25 protein-coding genes and 1 tRNA gene are annotated in these 25,478 nt (G+C 65.2%); 8 read left to right on the forward strand and 18 right to left on the reverse strand.

The window, feature by feature from the left end; genetic code table 11:
• Positions 1-194: 194 nt before the first annotated feature.
• The 6 genes from tnpB to ychF all read right to left on the reverse strand — a co-directional run bounded on the left by tnpB (position 195) and on the right by ychF (position 5,357).
• The gene (gene tnpB / locus ACUH78_RS07450; protein WP_418362628.1) at positions 195-542 is read right to left on the reverse strand and encodes an IS66 family insertion sequence element accessory protein TnpB; all 348 of its coding nucleotides are present in this window, start codon (positions 540-542) and stop codon (positions 195-197) included.
• Complete coding sequence (gene tnpA, locus ACUH78_RS07455; protein ID WP_510497557.1) at positions 539-931, reverse strand: IS66 family insertion sequence element accessory protein TnpA; 393 nt, start codon at positions 929-931, stop codon at positions 539-541. The genes tnpB and tnpA overlap by 4 nt, the downstream gene beginning before the upstream one ends.
• A 65-nt stretch (positions 932-996) precedes the next feature.
• A complete protein-coding gene (locus tag ACUH78_RS07460; protein ID WP_445333204.1) occupies positions 997-1,455 on the reverse strand; it encodes a phospholipase D-like domain-containing protein in 459 nt (152 codons plus the stop codon).
• The gene (locus ACUH78_RS07465) at positions 1,452-2,513 is read right to left on the reverse strand and encodes a Fic family protein (RefSeq protein WP_445333203.1); all 1,062 of its coding nucleotides are present in this window, start codon (positions 2,511-2,513) and stop codon (positions 1,452-1,454) included. The genes ACUH78_RS07460 and ACUH78_RS07465 overlap by 4 nt, the downstream gene beginning before the upstream one ends.
• Before the next feature lie 344 nt (positions 2,514-2,857).
• Positions 2,858-4,069, reverse strand: coding sequence for an integrase arm-type DNA-binding domain-containing protein (locus ACUH78_RS07470; RefSeq protein WP_445333202.1), 1,212 nt, complete (start codon positions 4,067-4,069; stop codon positions 2,858-2,860).
• A gap of 196 nt (positions 4,070-4,265) precedes the next feature.
• The gene (ychF, locus tag ACUH78_RS07475) at positions 4,266-5,357 is read right to left on the reverse strand and encodes a redox-regulated ATPase YchF (RefSeq protein ID WP_418365231.1); all 1,092 of its coding nucleotides are present in this window, start codon (positions 5,355-5,357) and stop codon (positions 4,266-4,268) included.
• A 253-nt stretch (positions 5,358-5,610) separates the two neighbouring features.
• Between ychF and ACUH78_RS07480 the strand changes: the two genes are divergently transcribed.
• Positions 5,611-6,528 (forward strand): ATP adenylyltransferase family protein, encoded by a 918-nt coding sequence (locus ACUH78_RS07480; protein WP_445333201.1) that lies wholly within the window; start codon positions 5,611-5,613, stop codon positions 6,526-6,528.
• A 24-nt stretch (positions 6,529-6,552) separates the two neighbouring features.
• Here ACUH78_RS07480 and pth read toward each other — a convergent pair whose 3' ends face one another.
• The 7 genes from pth to ACUH78_RS07515 form a co-directional block, all read right to left on the reverse strand.
• Positions 6,553-7,230 (reverse strand): aminoacyl-tRNA hydrolase, encoded by a 678-nt coding sequence (pth, locus tag ACUH78_RS07485; protein ID WP_418365229.1) that lies wholly within the window; start codon positions 7,228-7,230, stop codon positions 6,553-6,555.
• A gap of 42 nt (positions 7,231-7,272) precedes the next feature.
• Positions 7,273-7,878, reverse strand: a complete 606-nt coding sequence (locus ACUH78_RS07490; protein WP_418365228.1) for a 50S ribosomal protein L25/general stress protein Ctc — start codon at positions 7,876-7,878, stop codon at positions 7,273-7,275.
• Positions 7,879-7,968: 90 nt separating this feature from the next.
• The gene (locus tag ACUH78_RS07495) at positions 7,969-8,919 is read right to left on the reverse strand and encodes a ribose-phosphate pyrophosphokinase (protein WP_002931055.1); all 951 of its coding nucleotides are present in this window, start codon (positions 8,917-8,919) and stop codon (positions 7,969-7,971) included.
• Between the two features lie 92 nt (positions 8,920-9,011).
• Positions 9,012-9,088: transfer RNA gene (locus tag ACUH78_RS07500), tRNA-Gln, on the reverse strand.
• Positions 9,089-9,133: 45 nt separating this feature from the next.
• Entirely contained in the window at positions 9,134-10,018 is an 885-nt protein-coding gene (gene ispE, locus ACUH78_RS07505) for a 4-(cytidine 5'-diphospho)-2-C-methyl-D-erythritol kinase (RefSeq protein ID WP_445333207.1), read from the reverse strand.
• A complete protein-coding gene (gene lolB, locus ACUH78_RS07510) occupies positions 10,000-10,608 on the reverse strand; it encodes a lipoprotein insertase outer membrane protein LolB (protein ID WP_445333200.1) in 609 nt (202 codons plus the stop codon). The genes ispE and lolB overlap by 19 nt, the downstream gene beginning before the upstream one ends.
• Positions 10,605-12,320, reverse strand: coding sequence for a tetratricopeptide repeat protein (locus ACUH78_RS07515; RefSeq protein ID WP_445333199.1), 1,716 nt, complete (start codon positions 12,318-12,320; stop codon positions 10,605-10,607). The genes lolB and ACUH78_RS07515 overlap by 4 nt, the downstream gene beginning before the upstream one ends.
• Before the next feature lie 248 nt (positions 12,321-12,568).
• On the opposite strand from ACUH78_RS07515, the gene mutM reads away from it, so the two are divergent.
• Both mutM and ACUH78_RS07525 read left to right on the forward strand, forming a co-directional pair.
• Complete coding sequence (mutM, locus tag ACUH78_RS07520; RefSeq protein WP_445333198.1) at positions 12,569-13,387, forward strand: bifunctional DNA-formamidopyrimidine glycosylase/DNA-(apurinic or apyrimidinic site) lyase; 819 nt, start codon at positions 12,569-12,571, stop codon at positions 13,385-13,387.
• A 153-nt stretch (positions 13,388-13,540) separates the two neighbouring features.
• The gene (locus ACUH78_RS07525; RefSeq protein WP_418365224.1) at positions 13,541-15,511 is read left to right on the forward strand and encodes a dynamin family protein; all 1,971 of its coding nucleotides are present in this window, start codon (positions 13,541-13,543) and stop codon (positions 15,509-15,511) included.
• A 93-nt stretch (positions 15,512-15,604) separates the two neighbouring features.
• Here ACUH78_RS07525 and ACUH78_RS07530 read toward each other — a convergent pair whose 3' ends face one another.
• The 5 genes from ACUH78_RS07530 to ACUH78_RS07550 are packed head-to-tail and all read right to left on the reverse strand — an operon-like array spanning position 15,605 to position 19,688.
• On the reverse strand, positions 15,605-15,856 hold the full coding sequence (locus ACUH78_RS07530; RefSeq protein ID WP_418365223.1) for a YfhL family 4Fe-4S dicluster ferredoxin: 252 nt from the start codon (positions 15,854-15,856) through the stop codon (positions 15,605-15,607).
• Positions 15,857-15,875: 19 nt separating this feature from the next.
• Positions 15,876-16,364, reverse strand: a complete 489-nt coding sequence (gene coaD, locus ACUH78_RS07535; protein ID WP_418365222.1) for a pantetheine-phosphate adenylyltransferase — start codon at positions 16,362-16,364, stop codon at positions 15,876-15,878.
• Entirely contained in the window at positions 16,361-16,900 is a 540-nt protein-coding gene (gene rsmD / locus ACUH78_RS07540; protein ID WP_435750550.1) for a 16S rRNA (guanine(966)-N(2))-methyltransferase RsmD, read from the reverse strand. The genes coaD and rsmD overlap by 4 nt, the downstream gene beginning before the upstream one ends.
• Positions 16,897-18,294, reverse strand: coding sequence for a M16 family metallopeptidase (locus ACUH78_RS07545; protein ID WP_418365220.1), 1,398 nt, complete (start codon positions 18,292-18,294; stop codon positions 16,897-16,899). The genes rsmD and ACUH78_RS07545 overlap by 4 nt, the downstream gene beginning before the upstream one ends.
• Positions 18,295-18,311: 17 nt before the next feature.
• Positions 18,312-19,688, reverse strand: a complete 1,377-nt coding sequence (locus tag ACUH78_RS07550; protein ID WP_445333197.1) for a M16 family metallopeptidase — start codon at positions 19,686-19,688, stop codon at positions 18,312-18,314.
• A gap of 165 nt (positions 19,689-19,853) precedes the next feature.
• Here ACUH78_RS07550 and ftsY point away from each other — a divergent pair, with 165 nt between their 5' ends.
• The 5 genes from ftsY to ahpF all read left to right on the forward strand — a co-directional run bounded on the left by ftsY (position 19,854) and on the right by ahpF (position 25,387).
• Positions 19,854-21,314 (forward strand): signal recognition particle-docking protein FtsY, encoded by a 1,461-nt coding sequence (gene ftsY, locus ACUH78_RS07555; protein ID WP_445333196.1) that lies wholly within the window; start codon positions 19,854-19,856, stop codon positions 21,312-21,314.
• Entirely contained in the window at positions 21,311-22,006 is a 696-nt protein-coding gene (locus ACUH78_RS07560) for a cell division ATP-binding protein FtsE (protein WP_445333195.1), read from the forward strand. Before ftsY ends, ACUH78_RS07560 begins: the two co-directional genes overlap by 4 nt.
• The gene (gene ftsX / locus ACUH78_RS07565) at positions 22,003-22,899 is read left to right on the forward strand and encodes a permease-like cell division protein FtsX (protein WP_445333194.1); all 897 of its coding nucleotides are present in this window, start codon (positions 22,003-22,005) and stop codon (positions 22,897-22,899) included. The genes ACUH78_RS07560 and ftsX overlap by 4 nt, the downstream gene beginning before the upstream one ends.
• A gap of 233 nt (positions 22,900-23,132) precedes the next feature.
• Positions 23,133-23,696, forward strand: coding sequence for an alkyl hydroperoxide reductase subunit C (ahpC, locus tag ACUH78_RS07570; protein WP_418365215.1), 564 nt, complete (start codon positions 23,133-23,135; stop codon positions 23,694-23,696).
• A 131-nt stretch (positions 23,697-23,827) separates the two neighbouring features.
• Entirely contained in the window at positions 23,828-25,387 is a 1,560-nt protein-coding gene (ahpF, locus tag ACUH78_RS07575; RefSeq protein ID WP_445333193.1) for an alkyl hydroperoxide reductase subunit F, read from the forward strand.
• Positions 25,388-25,478 lie beyond the last annotated feature (91 nt).

Consider the following 25,478-nt stretch of genomic DNA (forward strand, 5'->3'; position numbering starts at 1 on the left):
GAGTTGGGCGTCGAACTGCGCACGCATCGCCTGCATCTGCTGCCCCAGTTCGAGCACCAGATCCTGCAGCGGAGCAAGCTCCGTGGGCAGGCTGGCGCGATCGATCGGGACAGGCAGGTTCATAGATCAAAGAATGCCAGCACCGGCACCTCGGGTGAATGCGGTGAATCACCGATTGCCCACGCAGCCGCGATTTACCCCACGACGCTGGCCGCCACCGGCGCCAGGCGGCGTGTTCGCGACAGATCGATGCCATCGAGCCAGGCCAGCAACTCGCTCATCGCCAGGCCGTCACCCGACAGCCGCGCGGGGTCGGTGAAACGCCCGCGCTCCAGGCGCTTGTACAGCACCCAGAACCCATGACGGTCCCACACCAGCAGCTTGGCCTTGTCGCGACGCCGGCCGATGAACACGAACACCTGGCCCGAGAGCGGGTTCATGCCCATGCAGCGCGACACGATCTGCGCGAGCGCATCGATCGACTTCCTCATGTCGACCGCCTCGCTATAGACGTGGGCACGGATCGCCGAGGACAGGATCACGGGAGTCGCGCCAGCACGCGATCGAGCACCTGCCGCGCAGCCGCGCCATGCAGACGCAGCGTCATCGATTCGGGCAGCACCACTTCGAGCTCCACCGTATCGGATTGCACCCTCGGGGCTGCCTGCGCGAGCGCGATGAAGCGACCGCCGGCTTCGCCCACCGCCGGCGCCGCCTCGGCAGCGGCCAGGCGGTTGATGCGGTGGCGGAACGTCGACAGCGCCAGGCCGGTGGCCTGGCAATACTGCGGAATGCTCAAGCCTTGCCGACGCCGCTGCTGCTCATGCGCGCGCCAGAATGCATCGTCCCGGTGTACGCGCCGCTGTACGGCCACCTCGCCACGGCGCTGAGCCGGTAGCTCCGCCTGCGCCATCAGTCTCTCCTGCTCCATCGTCGTCGCTCTCCAGAAGTGAGTTTCGGAGACGCAACGATCGATGATTCAGCACTGACCGGGAACTACGGGGTTGCTCGGACGGTTACGTTTGAGCTGCCCAATAGCGCATGTTCACGTCGGCCATCGTCAATGTGATAGAGCTTGCCGTGCAGGAGGTTGGCCTGGCGGACTGAGCGGATATCGACCTTGTCGCGCAGCCATGCAGCGCAGCGACGAGCAACTTCCTTCTGTTGCAGGCGGTTGGCCAATTCCAGTCCTTCGTCTTCGATCTTGAAAGCCTTCTTGTCGGTCTTGTCCGGGTCGAGCGAAGCGATGAAGCGGGGTTCGCCGAACAGGAAGTTCAGATGATCGATCTGGTCAAGCTGACTGGACAGCGCATCGTAGGCGTAGATGGTGAAGTAGGCAGACACCACGGAAAGTTGGCTGCCCGCGACCATTTTCTCGGCCAGGAAGTCGGCGACCTTGCCGCGAGTATGGTTGTCGCGGATGCCATGATTGATGATGTTTCTTTGAGTACTCATTTCTCACCCGATTGATTGGTGCGAAGCCACTTCGCGCCTCGCCCCTTACCCGTCGATTCAATCAAGCCTTCTGATTTCATCGCTCGCAGCACTAGTCGAACCATGTCACGGCTCACGCCCGGGCAGGCTTCTTCTATTTCGGAAATAGAAAATGGCAGAGTGCGCCCCAGGACTTCCGCGCGCACGCGGTCACCTTTGCTGCCACGTCCCCGCTCGATGGTGCCGACACGCTCCTCGAATTCACGGTAGGCCCGTAGCAAGGCCCCCCAGAAATAGTCGAGCCAGGGTTTGACGTCATGCTGCCCCTGATGCCAGCCCTGCGAGCTGGCTTCCAGCGTCTCGTAATAGCCTTCCTTGGTGTCCTCGAAGATGCGTTCCAGGCTGATGTAGCGGCCCACCGCATAGTCGAAGTGATAGAGCAGCAGCAAGGTCAGCAAGCGGGACATGCGACCGTTGCCGTCCGGGAAAGGGTGGATGCACAGGAAGTCGAGCATCGCCAGCGGCACCAGTACCAACGGGTCGGCCAAGTGCTGGTCCAGCGCAGTGGCGTAGCGCCCGGTCAGATCGGCCATTGCCATGGGTGTGAGGTGCGCAGCAACTGGCTGGAAGCGCAAACGCGACGTGCCGTCTGGGTGACGCTCGATGATGTCGTTGTTGGTAGCCTTCCAGCGCCCGCCCGCCTGCGGCATGTAACGGTACAGCAGGGTGTGCAGTTGCAGCACTACGCCCTCGCTAAAGGGCATGTGCGCGGCAGACTCGTGGATCAGCGCCAGGGCGTCACGGTAGCCGGCGATCTCCTGTTCGGAACGGCTCTTTGGCGTTGCGTTGCGGATAACCAGAGACTTCAACCGCGAGGGTGCGACGACAACGCCTTCCAGCCGGCTGGATGACTCGGTGGACTCCACCACCGCGATCTGGCGTAGCCCCTTGAGGGCTTCGGGTGACTGCGCAGCGTAGAGTTGCTGCTTACCCTGGTACTCGCCCAGTGTGCGCAACGTGGCGGCCTGAGTGCCATCGAAGCGAAGCGCGGCAAGGTACTCGGGTGTGAGCGAGTGCATAGAAATGTAAGCCAGGCTGTGTAAATGGGGTAATCATAGCTCTTAAATGGGGTATTGTCTCTAAAAATACCTCTTTTATGTGTTTGATTACCTCATTTCCTGAACATTGGATCTGTCGTGGGAGGCTGGTATGGCCGACCAAAAAGGAAATGAACAACATGAATATAAAAGGGGCAATAAATAAATAATTACCCCATTTAATCCATTTTTTACCCCATTTCCAGCGACCATCCCTGGGCGAAGGCAAAGGGCAAGGGAACGGCACCCAAGGGGCAACGGCCCTACCCAGAAAAGGAAAAGACCGCATCTGTCCATTCGTTCTGCAACACCCGGCGAAGTTGCCCCTATACCGTGCCACTGCCCTCCGCGGCACTCAGATAGTCCGCCCAGTCCTGCAACAGCGTCCTTCTCTGATCCAGCAGCAGCGCCTTGTTGTACGTCGCCCGCACCTTGTTGCTTTCCACGTGGGCAAGCTGCCGTTCAATTGCATCAGGCCGGTATCCGTTCTCGTTGGCCCAGGTCGAAAAGGTCGTCCGCCAGCAATGCGGCGTGGTGCCCCGGCCCAGGTTCATATCTCGCATCGCGTAGGTCAGCCGATTGGGCGTGGTGAAGCCCTTGCCGCTCCGGTGTGGGAACAGATAGCGTCCACCACCCGTGATGCACTGCAAATCCTTCAGCACGGCAATAGCCTGCGCCGACAACGGGCTGACATGGTCACGTCGCGCTTTCATCTTCGCCGCAGGCCGACGCCACAAGGCATCCTCAAAGTCGAACTCGTCCCACTCGGCATCCGCCGCCTCCCCTGGACGGCAGGCAGTCAGCGCAATCAGCCGCAGGCACAACGAGGTTTCCGGATAGCCCCGGTAGCCGCGCAACTCCTGATAGAACTTCTGGATTTGCTCTCGCGTCATCGCGGCCTTGCTCTCGCTGAACGGCACGCGCAGCAGCCCGCGAAGACTGGGAATAGGATTGGCCTCGACCAGACCCCGCACCACCGCGAACTCGAAGATGGCCGCAAGATCGCCTTTGACGTGAATGGCCGCCCACGCACCGTGTAACTTGCACTCCTCCAGCAGCGGGCGAATCTGCTTCACGCCAATGTCGCTCATTGGCATCCCATCGAACTTGGGCGACAGGTACTTCCTGATGCGGGATTCTTTCGTGCGGTAGGAACTGAGCGCAAAGACTGGCTTGATCTCCGCCAGGTACGCTTTCGCCACCTTGGCGAACGAGCTTTCACGAGCGCGCTTGCGTTCTTCCAGCGCTTCGAGGTTGCGCCGCTTGACCTGCTGCCGCTCATGCGCAGGATGAATGCCTTGCTTGACCAGGGCACGCGCCTTCTCTCGGGCCGCACGTGCATCCGCAAGGCTTACTTGAGGAAAGCCGCCAATGGCAAAGAGGTTCTCCTTGCCTTGCAGGCGGTACTTCCACCGCCAGAGCTTGCCGCCAGTAGGCTTGACCAGCAGGAACAAGCCCCCGCCGTCTGAAAGTTTCCAGTCTCGATCAGTCGATTTGGCCGACCTGACCTTGAGGTCGGTGAGTAGGTTTTCGGGCATCGTTGGACTCCACTGCGGGGAAAAGTACCCCCACGGTTGAACACGAGTACCCCCAACGCTACCCCCGAATTTTCCAGACCTCGATGAACAATAGGAACGCTCAGCAGACTGTATTGTTTACGCAACCCATTGATTTCAAATGGACCAACCTGTCCACCAAGCGCTACTGAGCGCCACAGAGATCCAGCAAAAATCGTCAGACGTTGAACAGAAAGTTGAGCACGTCGCCGTCCTTGACCACGTACTCCTTGCCCTCCGCGCGCATCTTGCCCGCTTCCTTGGCGCCGGCCTCGCCCTTGTACTGGATGAAGTCGTCGAAGGCGATGGTCTGGGCGCGGATGAAGCCACGTTCGAAGTCGGTGTGGATGACGCCGGCGGCCTGCGGTGCGGTGTCGCCGACGTGGATGGTCCATGCGCGCACTTCCTTCACCCCAGCGGTGAAGTAGGTCTGCAGACCGAGCAGCTTGTAGCCGGCGCGGATCAGACGGTCGAGGCCGGGCTCTTCCAGGCCCATGGTCTCGAGGAACTCCTTCTTGTCGGCGTCCTCGAGGTCTGCGATCTCGGCCTCGATCGCCGCGCACAGCGCGACCACTTCGGCGCCTTCGGTGGCGGCATGGGCGCGCACGGCGTCCAGGTGCGGGTTGTTCTCGAAGCCGTCCTCGGCGACGTTGGCGGCGTAGAGCACCGGCTTGGCGGTGATCAGGCAGAAGGGCTTGAGGCTGGCCCATTCTTCCTTCGACAGGTCGAGCGCGCGCACGGCCTTGCCTTGGTCGAGCTGGGCGAAGCACTTCTCGAGCACTGCGACGAGGATCTTGGCTTCCTTGTCGCCGGAAGCGGCGGGGCGCTTGTAGCGGTTGAGCGCCTTCTCTACCGTGGCCATGTCGGCGAGCGCGAGCTCGGTGTCGATGACCTCGATGTCGCGGATCGGATCGACGCTCCCCGACACGTGGATCACGTTGTCGTCGGCGAAGCAGCGCACGACATGCACGATGGCGTCGGTCTCGCGGATGTTGGCGAGGAACTGGTTGCCCAGCCCTTCACCCTTGGAGGCGCCTGCGACCAGGCCGGCGATGTCAACGAACTCGACGATGGCGGGCTGGATCTTCTGCGGCTTGACGATCTCGGACAGCGCGGCAAGGCGCGGATCGGGCACCTCGACGATGCCGACGTTGGGCTCGATGGTGCAGAAGGGGTAGTTCTCGGCCTGGATGCCGGCCTTGGTCAGCGCATTGAAGAGGGTCGACTTGCCAACATTGGGCAGGCCGACGATTCCGCATTTCAGGCTCATGTGAATCCTTGATCGTTCCGGTGCGCGTGCAGCCTTGTCTTGGGCTACGCCCTTGATCCGGTGTGGGGAAACCCGGGATTGTACCGTGACGCAGTGTGCGCCTCCAAAGGGTGTGCCCGCCCGGGGGCGCCAAACAGGCTCTGCACCGCCGAGCGGATTGCCGTTGCGTGTCGGCCCTGGGGGTCTCAGGTGTGGTTCCGGCCTACAATGGGGCCTCCTACATTTGCCCAATAACGAACAGGAGACGGACCGGATGACAAGCAAGTGGATCGCGGCCATCGATGCGCGCAGCAGGAGCGCGCTGGCGTCGGGTGCGTTGCAGCCGGTACAGGCCGAGCAGATTGAACTCGAGGATGCTGGCATGCGCTTCATCGTGCGCTGGGTGTCCTCGCTGGCAGCCAAGGATGCGACCAAGCGTCCGCTGGCTGCGGGGGAAAGAGAGGCGGGCCGGGGCGGAGAGGAGGTTGCGATCCCGGGCGGGCCGCGCGATCCGAACTTCAACCCCTTCCTGAACCCGGACCCCGAACTCACGGTTGGCCCGGTAGGTGATGCGCATGTGGCAATCCTGAACAAGTTTCCGCTCTGCGAAGGGCATCTGGTGCTGGCGCGACGGACGTTCGAAGAGCAGTTGCTGCCGCTGACGCGCAGCGACTTTGCCGCGCTTGCCGAAATCATGGCCGAGGCGGGCGGGATCGGCCTCTACAACGGGGGCACGGCCGCTGGCGCCAGCCAGCGCCACAAGCATGTGCAGTGGATGCCGCCTGCTGAAGGCAATGCGAACCTGCGCCTCTTTGCGGCAGCGCTGCCTGATTCGGTCGTGGAACAGGACGTTGCGGTACATCCTGCGCTGCCGATGAAGCACAGCTTCGTGCGCGTGCGCTGCGGTCAGGGTGAGGTGGCACACGAGGCTGCGGCGAGCATGCATGCGGCCTACGTTCGCGCATGCAGGGCGCTTGACCTGGAGCCTGGCGTGGATGGGCTGCTTCCAGCCTGTAATCTGCTGGTATCCGATGGCTGGTTGCTGATGCTGCCCCGCAGTCAGGAGCACTTCGAGGGCATCTCGATGAGCGCGGTGTGCTTTGGCGGAACACTGTACACACGTCAGCCGGAGCAGATCGAGTCGATCCGTCGTGTCGGACCGCTGCGCGCGCTGGCGGCGGTCGGGTACTGAGCGGGCAGGGGTCGGCGCAGGCGCTCAGTTGTCGGCGCCGGTATTGTCCGCGGCTGGCGAGTCGGGTGCCTTGGTGGGCTTCGGTGCTTGAGATGGTTTGGGCGGCTTGGGTGCTGCGGGGCGGACGTTCAGCCTGGTTGCCGCGGCGTTGAGCTCTCCACGCATGATCTGCGGCCACAGGGCGAGCGCCTTGGCAATCGCTTCGTCGATCTGCCCTTGCTCTTCGCGTCGCGCGGGCTTGAGCACGAAGTTGACCACCTCGTTGCGGTCGCCCGGATGGCCGATACCGATGCGCAGGCGCCAGTAGTCATTCGTGCCGAGGTGGGCGGAGGTGTCCTTCAGACCGTTGTGGCCGCCGAGGCCGCCGCCGAACTTGAGGCGCAACTGGCCGGGGGGAATGTCGAGTTCGTCGTGTACGACGAGGATTTCGGCCGGTTCGATGCGGTAGAAGCGCGCGAGCGCGCCGACGGCCTGACCGGAGCGGTTCATGAAGGTCTGCGGCATCAGCAGCCACATACCAGCTTCGCGTGCGTTGGCGACCAAGCCGTGGAAACGGGATTCGTGCGAGAAGCGTGTGCCGAGTTTGTCGGCGAGTCGCTCACAAAACCAAAACCCGGCGTTGTGCCGGGTTTCGGAGTATTCGGCACCCGGGTTGCCGAGGCCAACGATCAGACGAGGCGGGCGTGCGAACGCGTTGCTCATCGGGGTCGGTCTCGGTGATCCGGGTCAGCGCGACGGATAGGCTCAGGCCTGCTCGCCTTCGGCTTCGCCCTCAGCAGCAGCGCCCTTGACCACCAGGGCGGTCGCCACGACAGGGTCGCCTTCGCCATGCTGCACCAGCTCGACGCCGGCGGGCAGCTTGACCTGCGACAGGTGCACCGATGCACCAGCTTCAAGTGCCGACAGGTCGACCGTGACGAACTCGGGCAGATCCTTCGGCAGGCACTGGACGTCGATTTCGTTGATCACGTGGGAGATCATGCAGCCGCCGAGCTTGACGGCAGGGCTGACGTCGTCGCCGGAGAAGTGCAGCGGCACCTTCAGGTGCATCTTCTCGCCGGCGGCAATGCGCTGGAAGTCCAGGTGCAGCACTTGCTGCTTGAACGGGTGCCATTGGGAGTCACGCAGCACCACCGATTCCTTCTTGCCTTCGACGTCGATCGAGAGCACGGAGGCGTGGAAGGCTTCCTTGCGCAGCAGGTGGTAGAGCTCGTTGTGATCCATGGTGATCAGGCTGACTTCGCCCGCACCGCCGTAGATGATGCCCGGCAGCTGGCCTGCGCGACGAAGGCGGCGGCTCGCACCCGTACCTTGAGCGTCACGCTTGGTGGCCTTGAATTCGATCTGCATTGTGTTGCTCCTGAGTGATGAGTGTCCCAGCCCGCGACCAGGCGAGGACGGTGAGAGCCCATCCGGCGCAAGGCCGGACGGGCAAAATACTTATTCCATGAACAGCGAGGAAACCGACTCCTCGTTGCTGATGCGCAGGATGGTGTCTGCGAGCAGCGAAGCCACCGAGACCTGGCGGATGCGGTTGCAGGCCTTGGCGTCTTCGCGCAGCGGGATGGTGTCCGTGACGACGAGTTCGTCGAGCGCCGAATCGTTGATGCGCGACACGGCAGCGCCTGACAGCACGGCGTGCGTGCAGTAGGACAGCACGCGCTTGGCGCCATGCTCCTTGAGCGCTGCAGCCGCCTTGCACAGCGTGCCCGCGGTGTCGACGATGTCGTCCATGATCACGCAGGTGCGGCCTTCGACCTCACCGATGATGTTCATCACTTCGGACACGTTGGCCTTGGGGCGGCGCTTGTCGATGATCGCCAGGTCGCACTCCATGCGCTTGGCAAAGGCGCGCGCGCGCACCACGCCGCCGACGTCGGGCGAAACGACGAGCAGATCGTCGTATTTCTGCTTGTCGAGGTCGGCGAGCAGCACCGGTGCGGCATAGACGTTGTCGACCGCGATGTCGAAGAAGCCCTGGATCTGGTCGGCGTGCAGGTCCATCGTCAGCAGGCGCTGGACGCCCACTGCCTGCAGCATGTTGGCGACGACCTTGGCCGTGATGGGCACGCGAGCCGAACGCGGGCGGCGGTCCTGGCGGGCGTAGCCGAAGTAGGGGATGGCTGCGGTGATGCGGCCCGCGGAAGCGCGTTTCAGCGCGTCGACCAGCACCAGCAACTCCATCAGGTTGTCGTTGGTCGGGGAACAGGTGGGCTGCAGGACGAAGACGTCCTTGCCGCGCACGTTCTCGAGCAATTCGACGTTGACTTCACCGTCCGAAAAGCGGCCGACGGTGGCCGAACCGAGGGAGATACCCAGACGTCGCGTCACATCGGCGCCAAGCTTGGGGTTGGCGTTGCCGGTGAAGACCATCAGGCTGCCGTGGGGCATTTCAGCTACTCCGAAGCCGTTAAAACGACGCGCGAATAAAAGCCGTCGCGCAGAAACGACTCGGGCAGGCTCATGGCCTGCCCGTCGTCATCTGGCTGGGGAGGAAGGATTCGAACCCTCGAATGCCGGAATCAAAATCCGGTGCCTTAACCGACTTGGCGACTCCCCAAGAAACCTTTTCGCCTGCAAAAACGATCTGCTGACGAAGCGGGCGCTATTGTAGCCAACCGTAAAGCGGATGGCGAGTCAGACTTTTCGCCTTCCAAGCGCTCCACGCTGGCGGGCAAAGTTTCGTGATGCGGTCGGCTTCCTGTTCGGAGTCGACCTCTGCAAACACGCAGGCACCCGAGCCTGTCATTCTGGCCGGCGCTTTGGCCGCCAGCCAGTCGATCGCCTTGCGCACTTCCGGGTAATGGCTGCAGGCCACAGGCTGCAGGTCGTTCCGGGTAGTGCTTGCTGCGAAGTCCGCCATTCTGATGGGAGTGGTATTTCTCGTCAAGTCCCGGGAAGAAAAAATTTCCGCCGTCGGCACCTGGACTCCGGGCGACAGGATCACGTACCAGGCGGGCGGCAGTTCCAGCGGCTGCAGGACCTCACCCACTCCCTCGGCAAATGCGTCGCGGCCAAACACGAACATCGGCACATCGGCGCCCAGTTGCAGGGCGAGCGTTTGCAGGCGTGCCCGGCTCAGGTCAGTGTTCCACAGGCGGTTGAGTGCGATCAGCGTCGTGGCCGCGTCAGAACTGCCGCCGCCGATGCCGCCGCCCATGGGCAGCGCTTTGTGCAGCGCGATGTCTGCGCCGAGCGTGCAGCCCGTGTGCTGCTGCAACAGGCGCGCCGCGCGCACGACCAGATCCTGCTCGGCAGGAACGCCCGCCACTTCAGTGACACGGACGATGTTTCCGTCCGCGCGTTGCGTGAAGTCGAGCGTATCCCCCCAGTCCAGCAGCCGGAATGCGGTCTGCAGCAGGTGGTAGCCATCTGCGCGCCTGCCGACGACGTGGAGGAACAGGTTCAGTTTCGCTGGCGCAGGGCAGCCGAGCAGGCGGTAGGGTGCCTGGATGTCGGGGGGTGTGGCGTTCACTGCGGAAGCGTCCAGTAATCGATGACCAGGCGCAGGCGCGTTTCTCCGCGCGAGATGTCGATCCGTGCGGGCAGCGCCTGCGGACCTTCGTCCGCATAGCCAGGGTAGTCGATGCGCCAGCCTTGGTCGATGACCAGCAGCGGGCGGCCGGCCGCGTCGTGCGCGCGCACCTCGGCGAACGCTCCGGGGGCGCCCTGCACCCAGCTTGCGAGGCGTGCTACGGGCAGTTCGATGCCGAGAAGCTCGGGCAGCAGGGCGTTGGCGTCTGGGGCGGTGTGCTGGGTGCCGTCCGCCCGCGTGAGAGTCGCGCTGTCGGCGCTGCTCTCCAGGCGCGCGATGATCTGGCCCAGGGGGCTGAACAAGGTGAGGTGGTCCGTCCGTGCGGTGTGCTGCCAAGCCACGCCGCCATTTGCGGCTTGCCGGCCATCGGTGGCCGAAATCCGGCCCTCGAGGAGGAAGGCCGGGGCTGCAGCGCGCGCGGCTACGGTGATGCCTTCACGTATCTCGACCGGGGCGCAGGCCGACAGCAGCGCCACCGCGGCCATGGCGGCGATCGTGCGCGCCGGCACTGCGGCGGCCCCGTTGCGGGGGACTTGCAGCGTCATTGCGCCCCCAGGCGGTCCATGGTTTCCCGCAGCACGCGGTTTTCCGGGTGCGCGATGAGTGCTTCGGCAAAGATGCGCCGCGCGTCCTCTCGGCGATCCGCCGACCACAGGACCTCGCCAAGGTGAGCGGCAATCTCGGCATCCTGGCGGATGCCGTATGCGCGCTCAAGGTGGCTCAGGGCGCCCGGCGTGTCACCGCGCCGGAAGCGCACCCAGCCCAGGCTGTCGAGGATGAAGGGGTCGTCGGGGAGCAGCTCGAGCGCACGCACGATCAGGGTTTCGGCCTCCTCGAGGCGCAAGCTGCGGTCCGCGAGCGAATAGCCGAGCGCGTTGTAGGCGTGTGCGTGTTCCGGGTCGAGTTCGATGACGCGGCGCAGGCGCGACTCCATCAGGTCGAGGCGGTCCAGTCGCTCGGACAGCATCGCGGCTTCGTAGAGCAGGCCGGTGTCGTCGGGCGTTTCGCGCAGGGCTTCATTGATGACGAGCAGCGCTTCACCGCTGCGGTCGGCATCGCGCAGGATCTGCACTTCGGTGAGCACATAGCGGCGCAGGATCTCGGGTTCGTCATCTTCGCCCTGAAGCCGGGCGCGGGCTTCGTCGATCCGCCCCTCACGGGCCAGGCTGAGCGCGCTGCGGATGGTAGCTTCGGGGCGCAGGTCGAGGTCGCTGATCTCGTCGAACCACTTGCGTGCGGCTTCCCCGTCGCCCCGGTCGGCGGAGATCTGGCCCATGTGCAGGCGAACCAGGTCCGGACGCGGATAGTCGGCTGCGAGCGCGCGGGCAAAGTGGATCTCGGCGTCGGCGGGGTCTCCCAGTTGCACGGCCAGCAGAGCCACCGCATAGAGCAGTTCGGCGTCTCCCGGCGTGCCCGTGAGCAGGCTGCGGAACTCATCGCGCGCCTCCACGTAGCGCTGAGCCGACACCAGGCTTCGCGCCCATGCCAGGCGCAGCTCGCGGTCGTCGGGGGCGTCCGTCACAGCCTTCTGCAAGTGGGCCAGGGCCTCGTCCTGTGCGCCAGCCTGCTGCAGGATCTGTGCCTTCATCAGCACCGCAGGAGGCCAGCCAGTGCGCAGCTCGAGCGCACGCTCGACTCCCGCCAGCGCGCCCATGGCGTCCTGCGCGCCCAGGGCGGCCTGGGCGCGAGCGATGTGTGCTTCCGGAGCGTCGAGGTAGGGCTCGGTCAGCCGCTGAACGATGCTTCGTACGGCCTGCCTGTCCGGGACGCGGGCCAATGCACGATTCAGGCCGAGCAGGTTCTGCGGCAGGCGTTCGCTCGACTGCGCCAGCACGCGTGCGAGCTGGATCTGCACGGCGTCGAGGTTGACGCTGTCACCGTGTTCGCGGCCCTCCATGCTTGCGAGCACGCGCCGTGCTTCTTCCGACTCGGGGGCGACTTCCGCCCAGATGCCTGCCGCGGTGCGCGCCATCTGCAGGTTGCGTGCGTACATGGCGATCTCGGTCGCACGGCGGGCGATGCGCGGATCGCGCGTGCTGCGTGCGAGATCAAGATAGAGCTGGGCCGACAGCCCGATCTGGCCGCGTGAGCCGGCGATCTCGGCGAGCAGGAAATGGTAGAGCGTACGCGGGGTAAGTTCCTGCGCGGGCAGGGGGCCGCCGATCGGATCGCCATTGGCGGCAAGGGCGCTGCCGCTGGTGCTCAGTGCCAGAGCGAGGCAGACCGAGCGGGCGAGGCGGGAAAGCTGAATCTTCATGAAAAGGGGTCCGCACGACGTGTGGGGGTTGCGGCTGAGCCGCAGGCTGGAGAAGCGTCCGCGGCGCGGCGCTGTCCTGCCTTGGAGCGGCTCGACTAGAATTCGTTTCGCACCATGGTATGCAGATCGATGCCATGGCTGCAACCCGTCGGCAACGCAGCTTCGCTGTCTGTTGTGCCGGTGCCCGCTCCGCTGTCGTTTCGGCGTGCGGGCGCGGGCGCCCGAGAACCCTGCCCCGAGCCCTTGCTATGCCCGAACTGCCCGAAGTCGAAACCACCTGCCGCGGCATCCGGCCCCACGCCGAAGGGCGGGTGCTCGGTGGGCTCGTGGTGCGCAATGCCAACCTGCGCCAGCCGGTGCCGGCCGAGCTTGCCTCCATTCTGGCGGGGCGCAGGCTGGAGCGCGTCTGGCGACGGGCGAAGTATTTGCTTTTCGACTTTGGCAGCGGCACGGTGATCGTTCACCTGGGCATGTCGGGTAGCCTGCGGGTGGTGCCTGCGAACGAGCCTCCGGGGCGGCACGATCACGTTGATTTCGTGTTCGGCGCGCAGGCGCTGCGCCTGCGCGACCCACGCCGCTTCGGACTGGTGGCCTGGCAAGCGGGGGATGCCACTGTGCATCCGCTGCTTGCCAGGCTGGGAATCGAGCCCTTGGGCGACGGCTTCGAAGGCGGCTGGCTGTATCGCCGCACGCGCGGCTTGCGCGCGCCGATCAAGCACGTGCTTATGGACAGCCATCGCATCGTCGGTGTGGGCAACATCTACGCATCCGAAAGCCTGTTCCGGGCCAGGATCCACCCGCTGGAGGCGGCAGGCCGGCTCGGGCCGCGACGCTGCGCGCGACTGGCGGAAGCGGTGCGCGAAACCCTCTCGGCTGCCATCGAGGCTGGCGGCAGCACTTTGCGGGACTTCGTCGGCGGCGACGGCAGGCCCGGGTACTTCCAGCAGCAATACTTCGTCTATGGGCGCGAAGACGAGCCCTGCCGCGTATGTGCGCGGCCGGTGCGGCGCATCCTGAGTGCGCAGCGTTCGACCTTCCTCTGTCCACATTGCCAGCGCCGCGGCTGAGTCGCGGGTGCGCCGGGGGCGTGCAATTTCGCACGGAAGCGCGCCAGAGATGAAGGTATGGTTCAATGGATATATTTACGCGGAATCTTCCGCCCCTCGTGGTTCCTCCATTCACGGGCGCATTTGCCGCGACGACGCAGAGGTGAGCAGCCGATGACCGATCTGACTGAACAGTTCTCCGCCTACGGGCGCTGGCGCATGCATGCCGCCGAGGCGGTGAGCCGTCTGCGCACCTGGCTCTCGCGCAACGATGTTGGCGATGCGCAGTCCGACATGCGGCTGCAATACCTGCTCGAGCGTCTGTACGACGACCGGCTCACGGTGGCGTTCGTCGCGGAGTTCTCACGCGGCAAGTCCGAGCTGATCAACGCGGTCTTCTTCGCGGACCGCGGGGACCGCATCCTCCCTTCCAGTTCGGGGCGTACCACCATGTGCCCCACCGAACTGCAATGGACCAAGGGCGCAACGCCGGAGCTGCGCCTGCTGCCGATCCGCACCCGGGCGCGCGGCACGCCGGTGAGCGAACTCAAGCGCTACCCCGAGGAATGGGTGGTGCTGCCGCTCGAATCTGCAGACACTGCCGAACTGCAGCTTGCGCTCGCGCGCGTAGGGCAGACCGAGAAGGTGAGCGCAGAGGAGGCGGCCGCGCTCGGTTTCGCTGTGGATCTGGAGGGCAAGGGGGGTATCGCGCCCGATGCTGACGGGCGGATCGAGATCCCGAGCTGGCGCCATGCCCTCATCCAGTTTCCCCACCCGCTGCTGGAGCAGGGGCTGGTGGTGCTCGACACGCCGGGCCTCAACGCGATCGGGGCTGAGCCCGAGCTCACGCTCTCCATGTTGCCCAATGCGCACGCGGTGCTGTTCATCCTCGCTGCCGACACCGGGGTTACGCAGAGCGACCTCGCGATCTGGCGCGACTATGTGCGGGCTGGCGGCGCGCGCCAGCACGGGCGCATGGTGGTGCTCAACAAGATCGACGGCCTGTGGGACGGATTGCGCGACGATGCTCGTATCGAGAGTGAGATTTCACGTCAGATCGACGCCGTGGCGGCAACGCTCGGCGTAGGGCGGGAGGCGGTGTTCCCGGTGTCTGCGCAAAAAGGGCTCGTCGCGCGCATCCAGAATGACGCCGCGCTGCTCGAACGCAGCCGTATCCCGCAACTCGAGCGCGCGCTTGCGGAGGACGTGCTGCCTGCACGCCAGGAAATCGTCCGTGACGATACCCTTGCCGAGACGGGTGAAGTCGCTGCCTGCACGCGTACCCTGCTCGAGGCGAGGCTGGCGAGCCTGCGCGAACAGCTGCAGGAACTGACGGATCTGCGCGGCAAGAATCAGAGCGTGATCGAGTACATGATGCGCAAGATCCGCAGCGAGAAGGAAGAGTTCGAGCAGGGCTTGCAGAAGTACTACGCGGTGCGCTCGGTGTTTTCGGATCTCACCAACAACCTTTTCGCACACATGGGGCTTGATGCGCTGCGCAATGAAACCCGTCGTACGCGGGAGGCGATGCTGGAGTCCTCCTTCACGCGCGGCCTGCGCGACGCCATGGAAGGGTACTTCCGCAACCTGCGGGCCAACCTGCAGCGCTCCACGACCGAGATCGGCGAGATCACGCGCATGCTTGACAGCATGTACAAGCGCTTCAGTGTGGAGCACGGGCTGAAGCTGAGTGCTCCAGAGAGCTTTTCGACCTTGCGTTACGAGAAGGAGCTCGAGCGCCTGGAGGCGGCCTTCGATCGTCAGCTCAATACCGCGCTGACCTTGGTGACGACCGAGAAGCATGCGTTGACGCAGAAATTCTTCGAGACCGTGGCAGTGCAGGCGCGGCGCACCTTCGAGGTGGCCAATCGCGACGTCGAGCAGTGGTTGCGGGCGGTGATGTCGCCGCTGGAGACGCAGGTGCGTGAGTATCAGATCCAGCTCAAGCGCAGGCTGGAGAGCGTCAAGCGCATCCATGAGGCGACGGACACGCTGGAGAACCGCGTCGAGGAACTCAAGCAGAGCGAGCAGGCGGTGTGTGCGCTGCTCGATGAACTCGCTGTGTTGCAGGATGGCGTTGCCGCTGCGCTCGGTGCGCCTCCGGCGGGCCGGAAGGCGCAGGCGGCTGAGCGCGCCGCAGCCTGAGCGTGCCGCGATGCGCGCCGCGCGGAGCGCTGCAAGGCGCTCCGCGCGGGCGATGACACGAGTCGGCCCCCGTGTGGCCTACTCAGGCCCTCGTCAGGCCTTGCCGGTCAGCTTGAGGAACTTCGACATCAGTTGCTCGTGGGTTTCCTGGTGGCCGGGATCCACCGGAATACAGTCCACCGGACAGACTTGCTGGCACTGCGGTTCGTCGAAGTGGCCGACGCATTCGGTGCATTTGTCGGGGTCGATCTCATAGATCTCTTCGCCCTGTGAGATCGCGCCGTTGGGGCATTCCGGTTCGCAGACGTCGCAGTTGATGCATTCGTCGGTAATCATCAGAGCCATGGTCTTCGCTTCCTTGCGTTTACTTTGATTTGAGTCTTTCCTGCAGTCGTGCGAGCACCTTGGGCTGCACGAACTTGCTCACGTCGCCGCCGAGGCGGGCGATCTCCCGCACCATCGTGGCGGAAATGAACATGAACTCCTCACCGGGCGTCAGAAATACCGTCTCTACGTCCGGATAGAGCTTGCGGTTCATGCCCGCCATCTGGAACTCGTACTCGAAGTCGGACACTGCGCGCAATCCGCGCAGGATCACCCGGGCGTCCTGCTGCTTGAGGAAATCCATCAGCAGGCAATCGAAGCCGACAACGTCCACGTTCGTGAAGGCAGAAACCGCGTCGCGTGCGATGTCCACGCGATCCTCGAGGCTGAAGATCGGGTTCTTGCTGTTGCTGCGCGCTACAGCGACGACGACGCGCTCGAACAGCAGCGACGCCCGGCGCACGAGATCCTCGTGTCCGCGCGTGAACGGGTCGAACGTGCCTGGATAGACCGCGATCGCTTGCTTCATTCATCGCCCCTGCGCATCAGGTGGAAATGGACCTGACCGGCGCGGCCCTGTCTGACCGAGCGCCAGTTGCCGAGCTGTTCAATGACGGCTTCGGATTCGACATATAGCCACCCTCCCTGTGCCGTCAGACGGTCCAGCCAGGGTGACACCCGCTCGATCCAGCCCTGGTTGTAAGGTGGGTCGAGGAAGACGCCGTCGAAGGTGCGCGGCGTCGTCTGGGCGAATCTTACCGCATCGCCGCGGACGATCTCTACTTGCGAAGCCAGCAGGGTCTTTGCGGCTTTGTGCAGTGCGTCCAGCGCACGCGGATCGCGCTCCACCAGCACCACGCCTGCTGCGCCGCGCGAGGCCGCCTCGAAGCCAAGGATGCCGCTGCCGGCAAAGAGGTCGAGGCAGTGCTGCCCATGCAGATCCTGCCCCAGCCAGTTGAACAGGGTCTCGCGCACGCGGTCGGGGGTTGGCCTGAGGCCGGTGACGCCGGCGACTTCGATCTGGCGCGAGCGCCAAGTGCCGCCGACGATGCGGACGCGACTCACTGGGGGGGCTCCGCGCCCGCGGCCGGTGGCGGAACGTCGTTGCGGTCGCCGTCTCCTCCGGCGATCACCGTGATCAACTGCTCGGGCCGAATGCGCCGTTGCCAGGCTTCGCGCACCGCTTCTGCGGTGACGGCCTCCACTTCGCGCGGGTAGCGATCCAGCCAGTCGAGCGCGAGTCCGTAGAAGCCGATCATGGAGACGTAATCGAGCAACTTGGCGTTGGAATCGAGGCGCAGACCGAAGCCGTTGACGAGGTTGTCGCGAGCGGCTTGCAGCTCGTCGGCAGTGGGGCCTTCCGCAATGAACTGCGCCAGGGTGTCGCGCACGACGTCGAGCGCCTCCTCGGTCTGGCCGCCGCGGGTCTGCAGGCCGATCTGGAAGGGGCCGGCGACCTGCTGCGGGGCGAGGAAGCTATAGACGCTGTAGGCGAAGCCGCGCTTCTCGCGCACCTCGGTGGTCAGTCGCGATACGAAGCCGCCTCCGCCCAGGATGTAATTGCCCACCAGGAGCGGGAAATAGTCCGGGTCTTCGCGCGTCATGCCGAGCTGGCCGACCAGGATGTGCGCCTGCGCCGCCGGGTGCGGGATCCGTAGGATGCTTGCTCCGCCGGGCGCTGGATCCGGAAGTGGCGTGGCGGGCTCGGTTGCAGGCAGTCGCTCGGTCAGTCGCACCGCGATACGTTCGGCTGCAGCGCGATCGAGATCGCCGACGATGGCGACCGTCGCCCGGTTCGCACCGTAGTGCTTGCGGTGAAAGGCCACCAGATCTGCGCGCGTGAGTGCAGCCAGTGACTCGGGCGTGCTCTGGCGGCCGTAGGGGTGATCTGTGTACAGCGAGGCAGTGAACTGGCGAGCTGCCAGCGTGGCGGGTTTGGTCAGGGCTTCGCGCAGGGCCGCGACGGCGCGGCTGCGCTCGCGCTCGAGCACCGCTTCGGGAAAGCTCGGTCGGGCGAGCAGATCGGCAACAAGCGCGATCGCCGCGTCCAGCTCCGCCGCGGACGACAGGCTGCGCAAGGACAGGCTGACGCGATCGTTGTCGGTACCGCCACTGAGCTGGATGCCGAGGTCGGCCTTGCGGTCGGCGATGGTCTGTTCGTCCAGTTCGCCTGCACCCGCGTCGAGCAAGGCGTGCGTCATGCTGGCCAGGCCTGCCTTGTCCGCGGCGTCAAGGGCGCTGCCTGCCGCGAAGGAGATCTGGACGTCCACCAGCGGCAGTGCGCGGCTCTCGACGAAATGGACGCGGGCACCGGTGGGCGCGGTCCAGTGGAGGATCTCCGGAGCGGCCAGCGCAGCGGAGGTGGCACCGAGCCCGAAGCTCAGCGTGAGGCTCAGGGCGAGCGCGCGGACGCCGCCAATGAGACGGGCGGTTGGGCGATGCAGAAGGCGAGCGATCATGGAAGTCCTCCCTCGTGTCAGTGGCGCAGCGTGGTGAAGGGCGAGCGCGGGCGCTTGTCTTCCAGGGGCTGTGGTTCGAGCTGGGCGATGTTGAGGCGGTCGTCGCTGAAGTAGCGGGCCGCGACGGCTTGCACCTCCTCCGCCGTGACCGAGCGCAGGCCTTCGAGCAGGGCGGCTTCATCGCGCCAAGAGAGGCCTGCCGACTCCAGGTACCCGATCTCCATCGCCTGACCCATCAGCGAGTCGCGTTTGAACACCTGCGCGGCCACTGCCTGCGTCTTCACTCGGGTCAGCTCCTCGGCGCTGATCCCTTCGTCGCGGATGCGCCGGATCTCGGCATGCAAGGCGTGCTGCAGGGACTCGACCGAGGTTCCGGCGGCCGGGACACCGTAGAGATAGAACAGCGAGGGGCCGCGGTTTCCGGTGTCGTAGCTTGCACCCACGCTGACTGCTAGGCGTTCGTCCCGCACCAGGCGGCGGGTGAGGCGTGCGCCGTCGTAGCCATCCAGCACCGCGGCCAGCACCTGGAGCGCGTGCGCCTCGCGGTCGGCGACCGGGTCGCGCAGCGCAGGAACATGCCAGGTCATGGCGAGATAGGGCAGCTCGGCCGGTGCCCGCACCATTGCACTGCGCGGCCCGCGCTGCTCCGGCTCGGGCGAAATGCGCCGTTCGGGCAGCGCGCGCGCCGGGATGCGGCCGTAGTGTTCGGTGGCCATGCGGAAGACTTCCTCGTGGTTCACATCGCCGACCACCACCAGATAGGCGTTGTTGGGCGCGTACCAGCGTGCGTACCAGTTGCGGGCATCTTCGGGCTGCATGGCCTCGAGGTCCGGCATCCAGCCGATCACCGGCCGGCGATAGGGGTGGGCGGTGTAGGTGGTAGCCATCAGTTGTTCGAACACCAGCGCTCGGGGCTGGTCGTCGGTGCGCAGCCGCCGCTCTTCCTTCACCACCTCGATCTCGCGCGCGAACTCGTCATCGGTGAGCACCAGGTTCTGCATGCGGTCCGCCTCGAGCGCCATCATCTGCGCCAGATGCTCGGGCGGGATCTGCTGAAAGTAGGCGGTATAGTCCTTGCCGGTGAAGGCGTTGTCGCGCCCGCCGACGGCAGCGACGCGCCTGTTGAACTCGCCCGGCCCCACGCTCTGCGTACCCTTGAACATCATGTGTTCGAGCACGTGCGCAACGCCCGAGACACCGTCCGGCTCGTCCATGCCGCCGGCGCGGTACCAGACCATGTGCACCACCGAGGGGGCGCGGCGGTCCTCCTTGACGATCAGCTTCATGCCGTTGTCGAGCGTGGTTTCGAAAGGGTTGGCGTGGGCGGGCACGCCGGTCAGCGCGGCGATTGCGGCGCCAGCGAGCAGTGTGCGGGCAAGGGTGTGGCGAATCATGGAGTTGTCCTGCATCTGTTAGAATTCGCGGCACTCCGCGAGGCCCGGCGCGCATTGCGCAGCCTGGCCGGGGAGCCGCATCTTAGCGTGATCGGCGGCGCGCGCCCAAGGCTGGCCGGACGTGCAGGCGCCGACGCAAAACGTCCCCTCTGACCCGAGCGTTTCATGTTTGGTTTCCTGAAGAAGAAGTTCGGCAAGGCCGACGACGCCGCCAAGGCACCGGAGCTTGCCGAGGCGGTGGAGCCTGCCGAAGCAGCCTCCGAGGTGCAGCCCGAGCCCGGGCACCTGTCCGGCGAGGGGCTGAAGCCGTCGCCCGAGGGCGTGGTGGATGGCGTCGCAGAGACGTCTGACGGACGGCTGGACGGCACGGCCGAAGCTTCCGATCCGGCCGTGGGCGCGCCTGCCATGCCGCAAGCGCACGAAGGCGCGTCCGCCGGTGAGTTGCCTCCTGCGGTGCGGGATGCTGAGCCCGCCGTCGAGCGCGAACCTGCCACGGTGTCGGAGAATGCGTCAGCGACTGAGTGCGAGCCCCCTGTGCGGATGTCGACGGCTTTCGCGGCAGAGCAGCCCGGCCCTGTGCTGGAGCCCGAACCCGAACTCGAACCCGAACCAGCGCCAGAGCCAGAGCCAGAGCCAGAGCCAGAGCTGGAAGCACCCGCTGCTGAGCCGGCCGCGAAGAAATCCTGGACCGAGCGCCTTAAGGCCGGCCTTGCCCGCACCCGCCAGCAGTTCGGTGGCGGCCTGGCGAGCCTCTTCGGGCTGCGCAAGATCGACGAGGACCTGCTTGAGGAGCTGGAGTCGACACTGCTGATGGCCGATTGCGGGGTCGATGCCACGCAGCACCTGATCGACGATCTGCGCCGGCGCTGGAAGCGCGACCGGCTGGAGACCGCCGACCAGTTGCAGAAGGCGCTGGCCGACGGCTTGCACGAGATCATTGCGCCGCTCGAGGTGCCGCTGCGGGTCGAGGGGTACCAGCCCTTCATCATCATGATCGCGGGCATCAACGGTTCCGGAAAGACGACCTCGATCGGCAAGCTCGCAAAGTACTTCCAGGCCCAGGGCAAGAGCGTGCTGCTGGCTGCAGGTGACACCTTCCGCGCGGCTGCGCGCGAGCAACTGATGACCTGGGGCGAGCGCAACAATGTCACCGTGGTCGCGCAGGACAGTGGCGATGCAGCGGCGGTGATCTTCGATGCGATCAATGCCGCCCGTGCGCGCAGGATCGACGTTGTGCTCGCCGACACCGCGGGCCGACTGCCGACCCAACTGCACCTGATGGAAGAGATCGCCAAGGTGCGCCGGGTGATCGCCAAGGCCGATCCCTCCGGCCCCCATGAAGTGCTGCTGGTACTCGATGCCAACATCGGGCAGAACGCGCTCGCGCAGGTAAAGGCCTTCGACAAGGCGATCGGCGTCACCGGCCTGGTGGTGACCAAGCTCGACGGCACCGCAAAGGGTGGCGTGCTGGCTGCGATCGCACGCCAGTGCCCGAAGCCGCTGCGTTTCATCGGCGTGGGTGAGGGCATCGACGATCTTCAGCCGTTCAAGGCGCGGGAGTTCGTGGATGCCCTGTTCGAGCCGGGCGCCGCCGCAGTCAAGGTCGGGGCGGAAGCGCGCAGATGATCGTTTTCGAGGCCGTGGCCAAACGCTATGCGGGGGGCTACACGGCGCTGGCCGATGTCAGCTTCGAGATCCGCCACGGCGAACTGGTCGTGTTGTCCGGGCACTCCGGTGCGGGCAAGAGCACGCTGTTCAAGCTCATCCCGGTGATCGAACGCCCGACCTCGGGGCGCGTGCTGATCAACGGGCAGGACGTCTCCCACCTGCCGAAGACGGCGATTCCCTATCTGCGCCGAAATCTTGGCCTGGTGCTGCAGGAGAGCCGCCTGCTGTTCGACCGTAAGGTTTACGACAACGTGATCCTGCCGCTGGTGATTACCGGTCACCCACCGGGGGATGCCGCCCGGCGGGTGGCTGCTGCGCTGGAGCGCGTGGGGCTTGCAGGGCGTGGCAAGGAGATGCCGGCGGGGCTCTCCGGGGGCGAGCAGCAGCGGGTGGCCATTGCACGCGCGATCGTGAATCGGCCCTCGATCCTGATCGCGGACGAGCCCACCGCCCACCTCGATCCCGCTTATGCGGCCGAGATCGCCGCGCTGTTCCGCTCCTTCAACGAGGCCGGTGTCACCGTGCTTGTATCGACCCACGATGCCTCGCTGTTCGCGGCCAGCCGGCCGCGGCGGCTCGTGCTCGCCAAGGGGCAACTCGTCGAGGATACGCGCCCGACCGGGCGTCCCGCGATGGAGGCGTACGCATGACGAGCTGGCTGTATCTGCATCTGCGCGCGATCGGCCATGCCCTGAGCAGGCTTGCCGCCCAACCACTGGGCACACTGCTGTCCGCGCTGGTGGTGGGCATTGCGCTCTCGCTGCCCGGCGGCGGGTATCTGCTGCTGGACAACGTCGCCTCGCTCGTGCGTGGCGTATCGGGCAGTCCGGAGATCAGCGTCTTTCTGGAGGTGGGTGCGAGCGAGGCGGAGGTGGCGGCGATCGAACGCCGGATCAAGGCTGAGTCCGAGGTGGCGAGCTATCGCTACGTGCCGCGCGAAGAGGGGTTGCGCCAGCTGGAGGCGGCAGGGTTGGGCGACGTGCTGGGTGGCCTGCAGGCCAACCCGCTCCCCGACGCCTTCGTGATCTCGCCACGGGGCGAGGCGCCGGAACTGTTCGATCGTCTCGCGCAGGACATGCAGACCTGGCCCAGGGTTGCGCATGTGCAGCTCGACTCGGCCTGGGTGCAGCGCCTGCACGCGCTGATTGGCCTTGGGCGCTCGGCGGTGCTGATGCTCGCTGGCCTGCTTGGCTTCGCGCTCGTCATCGTCACCTTCAACACCATCCGCCTGCAGATCCTCACGCAGCGCCAGGAGATCGCGGTGAGCCGCCTGCTCGGCGCGACCGACCCCTTCATCCGCCGCCCCTTCTACTGGTTCGGCGGTTTGCAGGGGGCGCTTGGCGGGCTTGTCGCGCTGGGCACGATCTGGGCAGGTGTAACGGGGCTCGCGCAGCCGGTGGCGCGGCTTGCGGAAACCTACGGGGCGATCTTCCTGCTCAGCGGGCCAGACTGGCGGGTTTCGGTCGCCATCGTGGTGTTCGCTGCTTTCCTCGGCTGGCTCGGCGCCGTGATTTCGGTGCGCAGGCATCTTGCCGGCGCTTGATTTCTTTTAATCCGTCCAAATGTAGGCTGAGTTGCCGGGTGCTGCAGATTCGTTTCGGATGGCCTGGCGCGAAGATGGGGGTGCGGCAGCTTGGACATCGCGCTGGATGATCATAGTGAATTCCAATCGATGGCATCTCCATAATCAATTAGAGCAATGTGTGGAACAGGTCTAAAATTTAGTCCATCGAGTTTTCACACACCGCTTCACCGCAACTCACCGGAGGAATACAGATGTCGCTGATCAACACCCAGGTCCAACCGTTCAAAGCCCAAGCCTACAAGAACGGCAAGTTCATCGAAGTGACCGACGCCGACCTGAAGGGCAAGTGGTCCGTTCTGATCTTCATGCCGGCTGCCTTCACCTTCAACTGCCCGACCGAGATCGAGGACGCGGCTGATCACTACGCCGAGTTCCAGAAGGTTGGCGCCGAGGTGTACATCGTCACCACCGATACGCACTTCTCGCACAAGGTGTGGCACGAGACCTCCGCCGCCGTCGGCAAGGCCCAGTTCGCCCTGGTCGGCGACCCGACGCATCAGCTGACCCGCGCCTTCGATGTGCATATTGATGAGGAAGGCCTGGCGCTGCGCGGCACCTTCGTGATCAACCCCGAAGGCGTGATCAAGACGATGGAAGTGCACGACAACGCCATCGCCCGTGACGTGACCGAGACCGTTCGCAAGCTCAAGGCTGCCCAGTACGTGGCCGCCCACCCGAACGAAGTCTGCCCCGCCAAGTGGAAGGAAGGCGAGCAGACCCTGGCTCCGTCGATCGACCTGGTCGGCAAGATCTAAGACGATCGCTGCAGTTCCCCCGGGCCGATCCGGCCTGGGTTGCAAGCCCACGCAGCCGGCTACACGCCGGCTGCGTCATATCCGCAGCGCTGAAAACACCAGCGTTCAAAAAATAATCAAGGAAGCCTGTCATGCTCGACGCCAATATCAAGACTCAACTGAAAGCCTACCTGGAGCGGGTGACGCAGCCGATCGAGATCGTGGCGTCGCTGGACGACAGCCCGAAGTCCAAGGAAATGCTCGAGCTGCTGCACGATGTCGTGGAGCAGTCGACGCATATCACGCTCGTCGAGCGCCGCGACGACGACGAGCGCAAGCCCTCGTTCTCGGTCGGCCCGCGCGGCGGCGAAGCCCGCGTGCGCTTTGCCGGCCTGCCGATGGGCCATGAGTTCACCTCCCTGATCCTTGCGCTGCTGCAGGCCGGTGGCTACCCGCCCAAGGTGGAGGCCGATGTGATCGAGCAGATCAAGGCCCTCGACGTCGAGCTCAACTTCGAGACCTATATCTCGCTGTCCTGCCACAACTGCCCGGACGTGGTGCAGGCGCTCAACCTGATGGCGGTGCTGAACCCGAAGATCCGCCACACCATGATCGACGGCGCGCTGTTCCAGAAGGAAGTCGAGGCGCGCCAGATCATGGCGGTGCCCACGGTGTTCCTCAACGGTGAAGAGTTCGACCAGGGCCGTCTTGAGCTCGGCCAGATCCTCGCCAAGGTCGACACCGGCGCCGCGGCGCGCGACGCGAAGAAACTGTCCGAGAAGTCGGCATTCGACGTGCTCGTCGTGGGCGGCGGCCCGGCCGGCGCGGCGGCGGCGATCTACGCCGCACGCAAGGGCATCCGCACTGGCGTGGTGGCCGAACGCTTCGGTGGCCAGGTCATGGACACGATGGCGATCGAGAATTTCATCTCGGTGAAGTACACCGAAGGCCCGAAGCTGGTCGCCAGCCTGGAAGAGCACGTCAAGGAATACGACGTCGACGTGATGAACCTGCAACGTGTCGCCGCCGTGCTGCCGGGCGAGAACCTGCACGAAGTGAAGATGGAGAACGGTGCCAGCCTCAAGGCCAAGACCGTGATCGTCGCCACCGGCGCGCGCTGGCGCGAAATGAACGTGCCGGGTGAGAGAGAGTTCCGCGGCAAGGGTGTGGCCTACTGCCCGCACTGCGATGGCCCGCTGTTCAAGGGCAAGCGCGTGGCGGTGATCGGCGGTGGCAACTCCGGTGTCGAGGCTGCGATCGACCTCGCGGGCATCGTGGCCCATGTCACGCTGCTCGAGTTCGCCGAGGACTTGCGGGCCGACGCCGTGCTGCAAAAGAAGCTCTACAGCCTGCCCAACGTCACCGTGATTAAGTCGGCGCAGACCACCGAAGTGACCGGCAGCGAGAAGGTTGACGGGTTGAACTACAAGGACCGTGTTTCGGGTACGGAGCACCGCGTCGAGCTCGAGGGTATCTTCGTGCAGATCGGCCTGCTGCCCAATACCGACTTCCTCAAGGGCACGGTCGAGCTGTCGCGCTTCGGCGAGGTGGTTGTTGACGCCAAGGGACAGACCTCGGTGCCGGGCATTTATGCCGCGGGCGACTGCACCACGGTGCCGTACAAGCAGATCATCATCGCCATGGGCGAAGGGGCCAAGGCCTCGCTGTCGGCCTTCGACCACCTGATCCGCAGCACCTCGCCGGCGGCCTGATCCACACCGCAAAGCATGCACGGCCCCGCCTCGCGCGGGGCCTTTTGCATTGGCGCAGGCACTCGCGGCACACTCCACTTGTCACAGCCTG

It is taken from the genome of Thauera sp. ZXT1-4 (assembly GCF_052598215.2).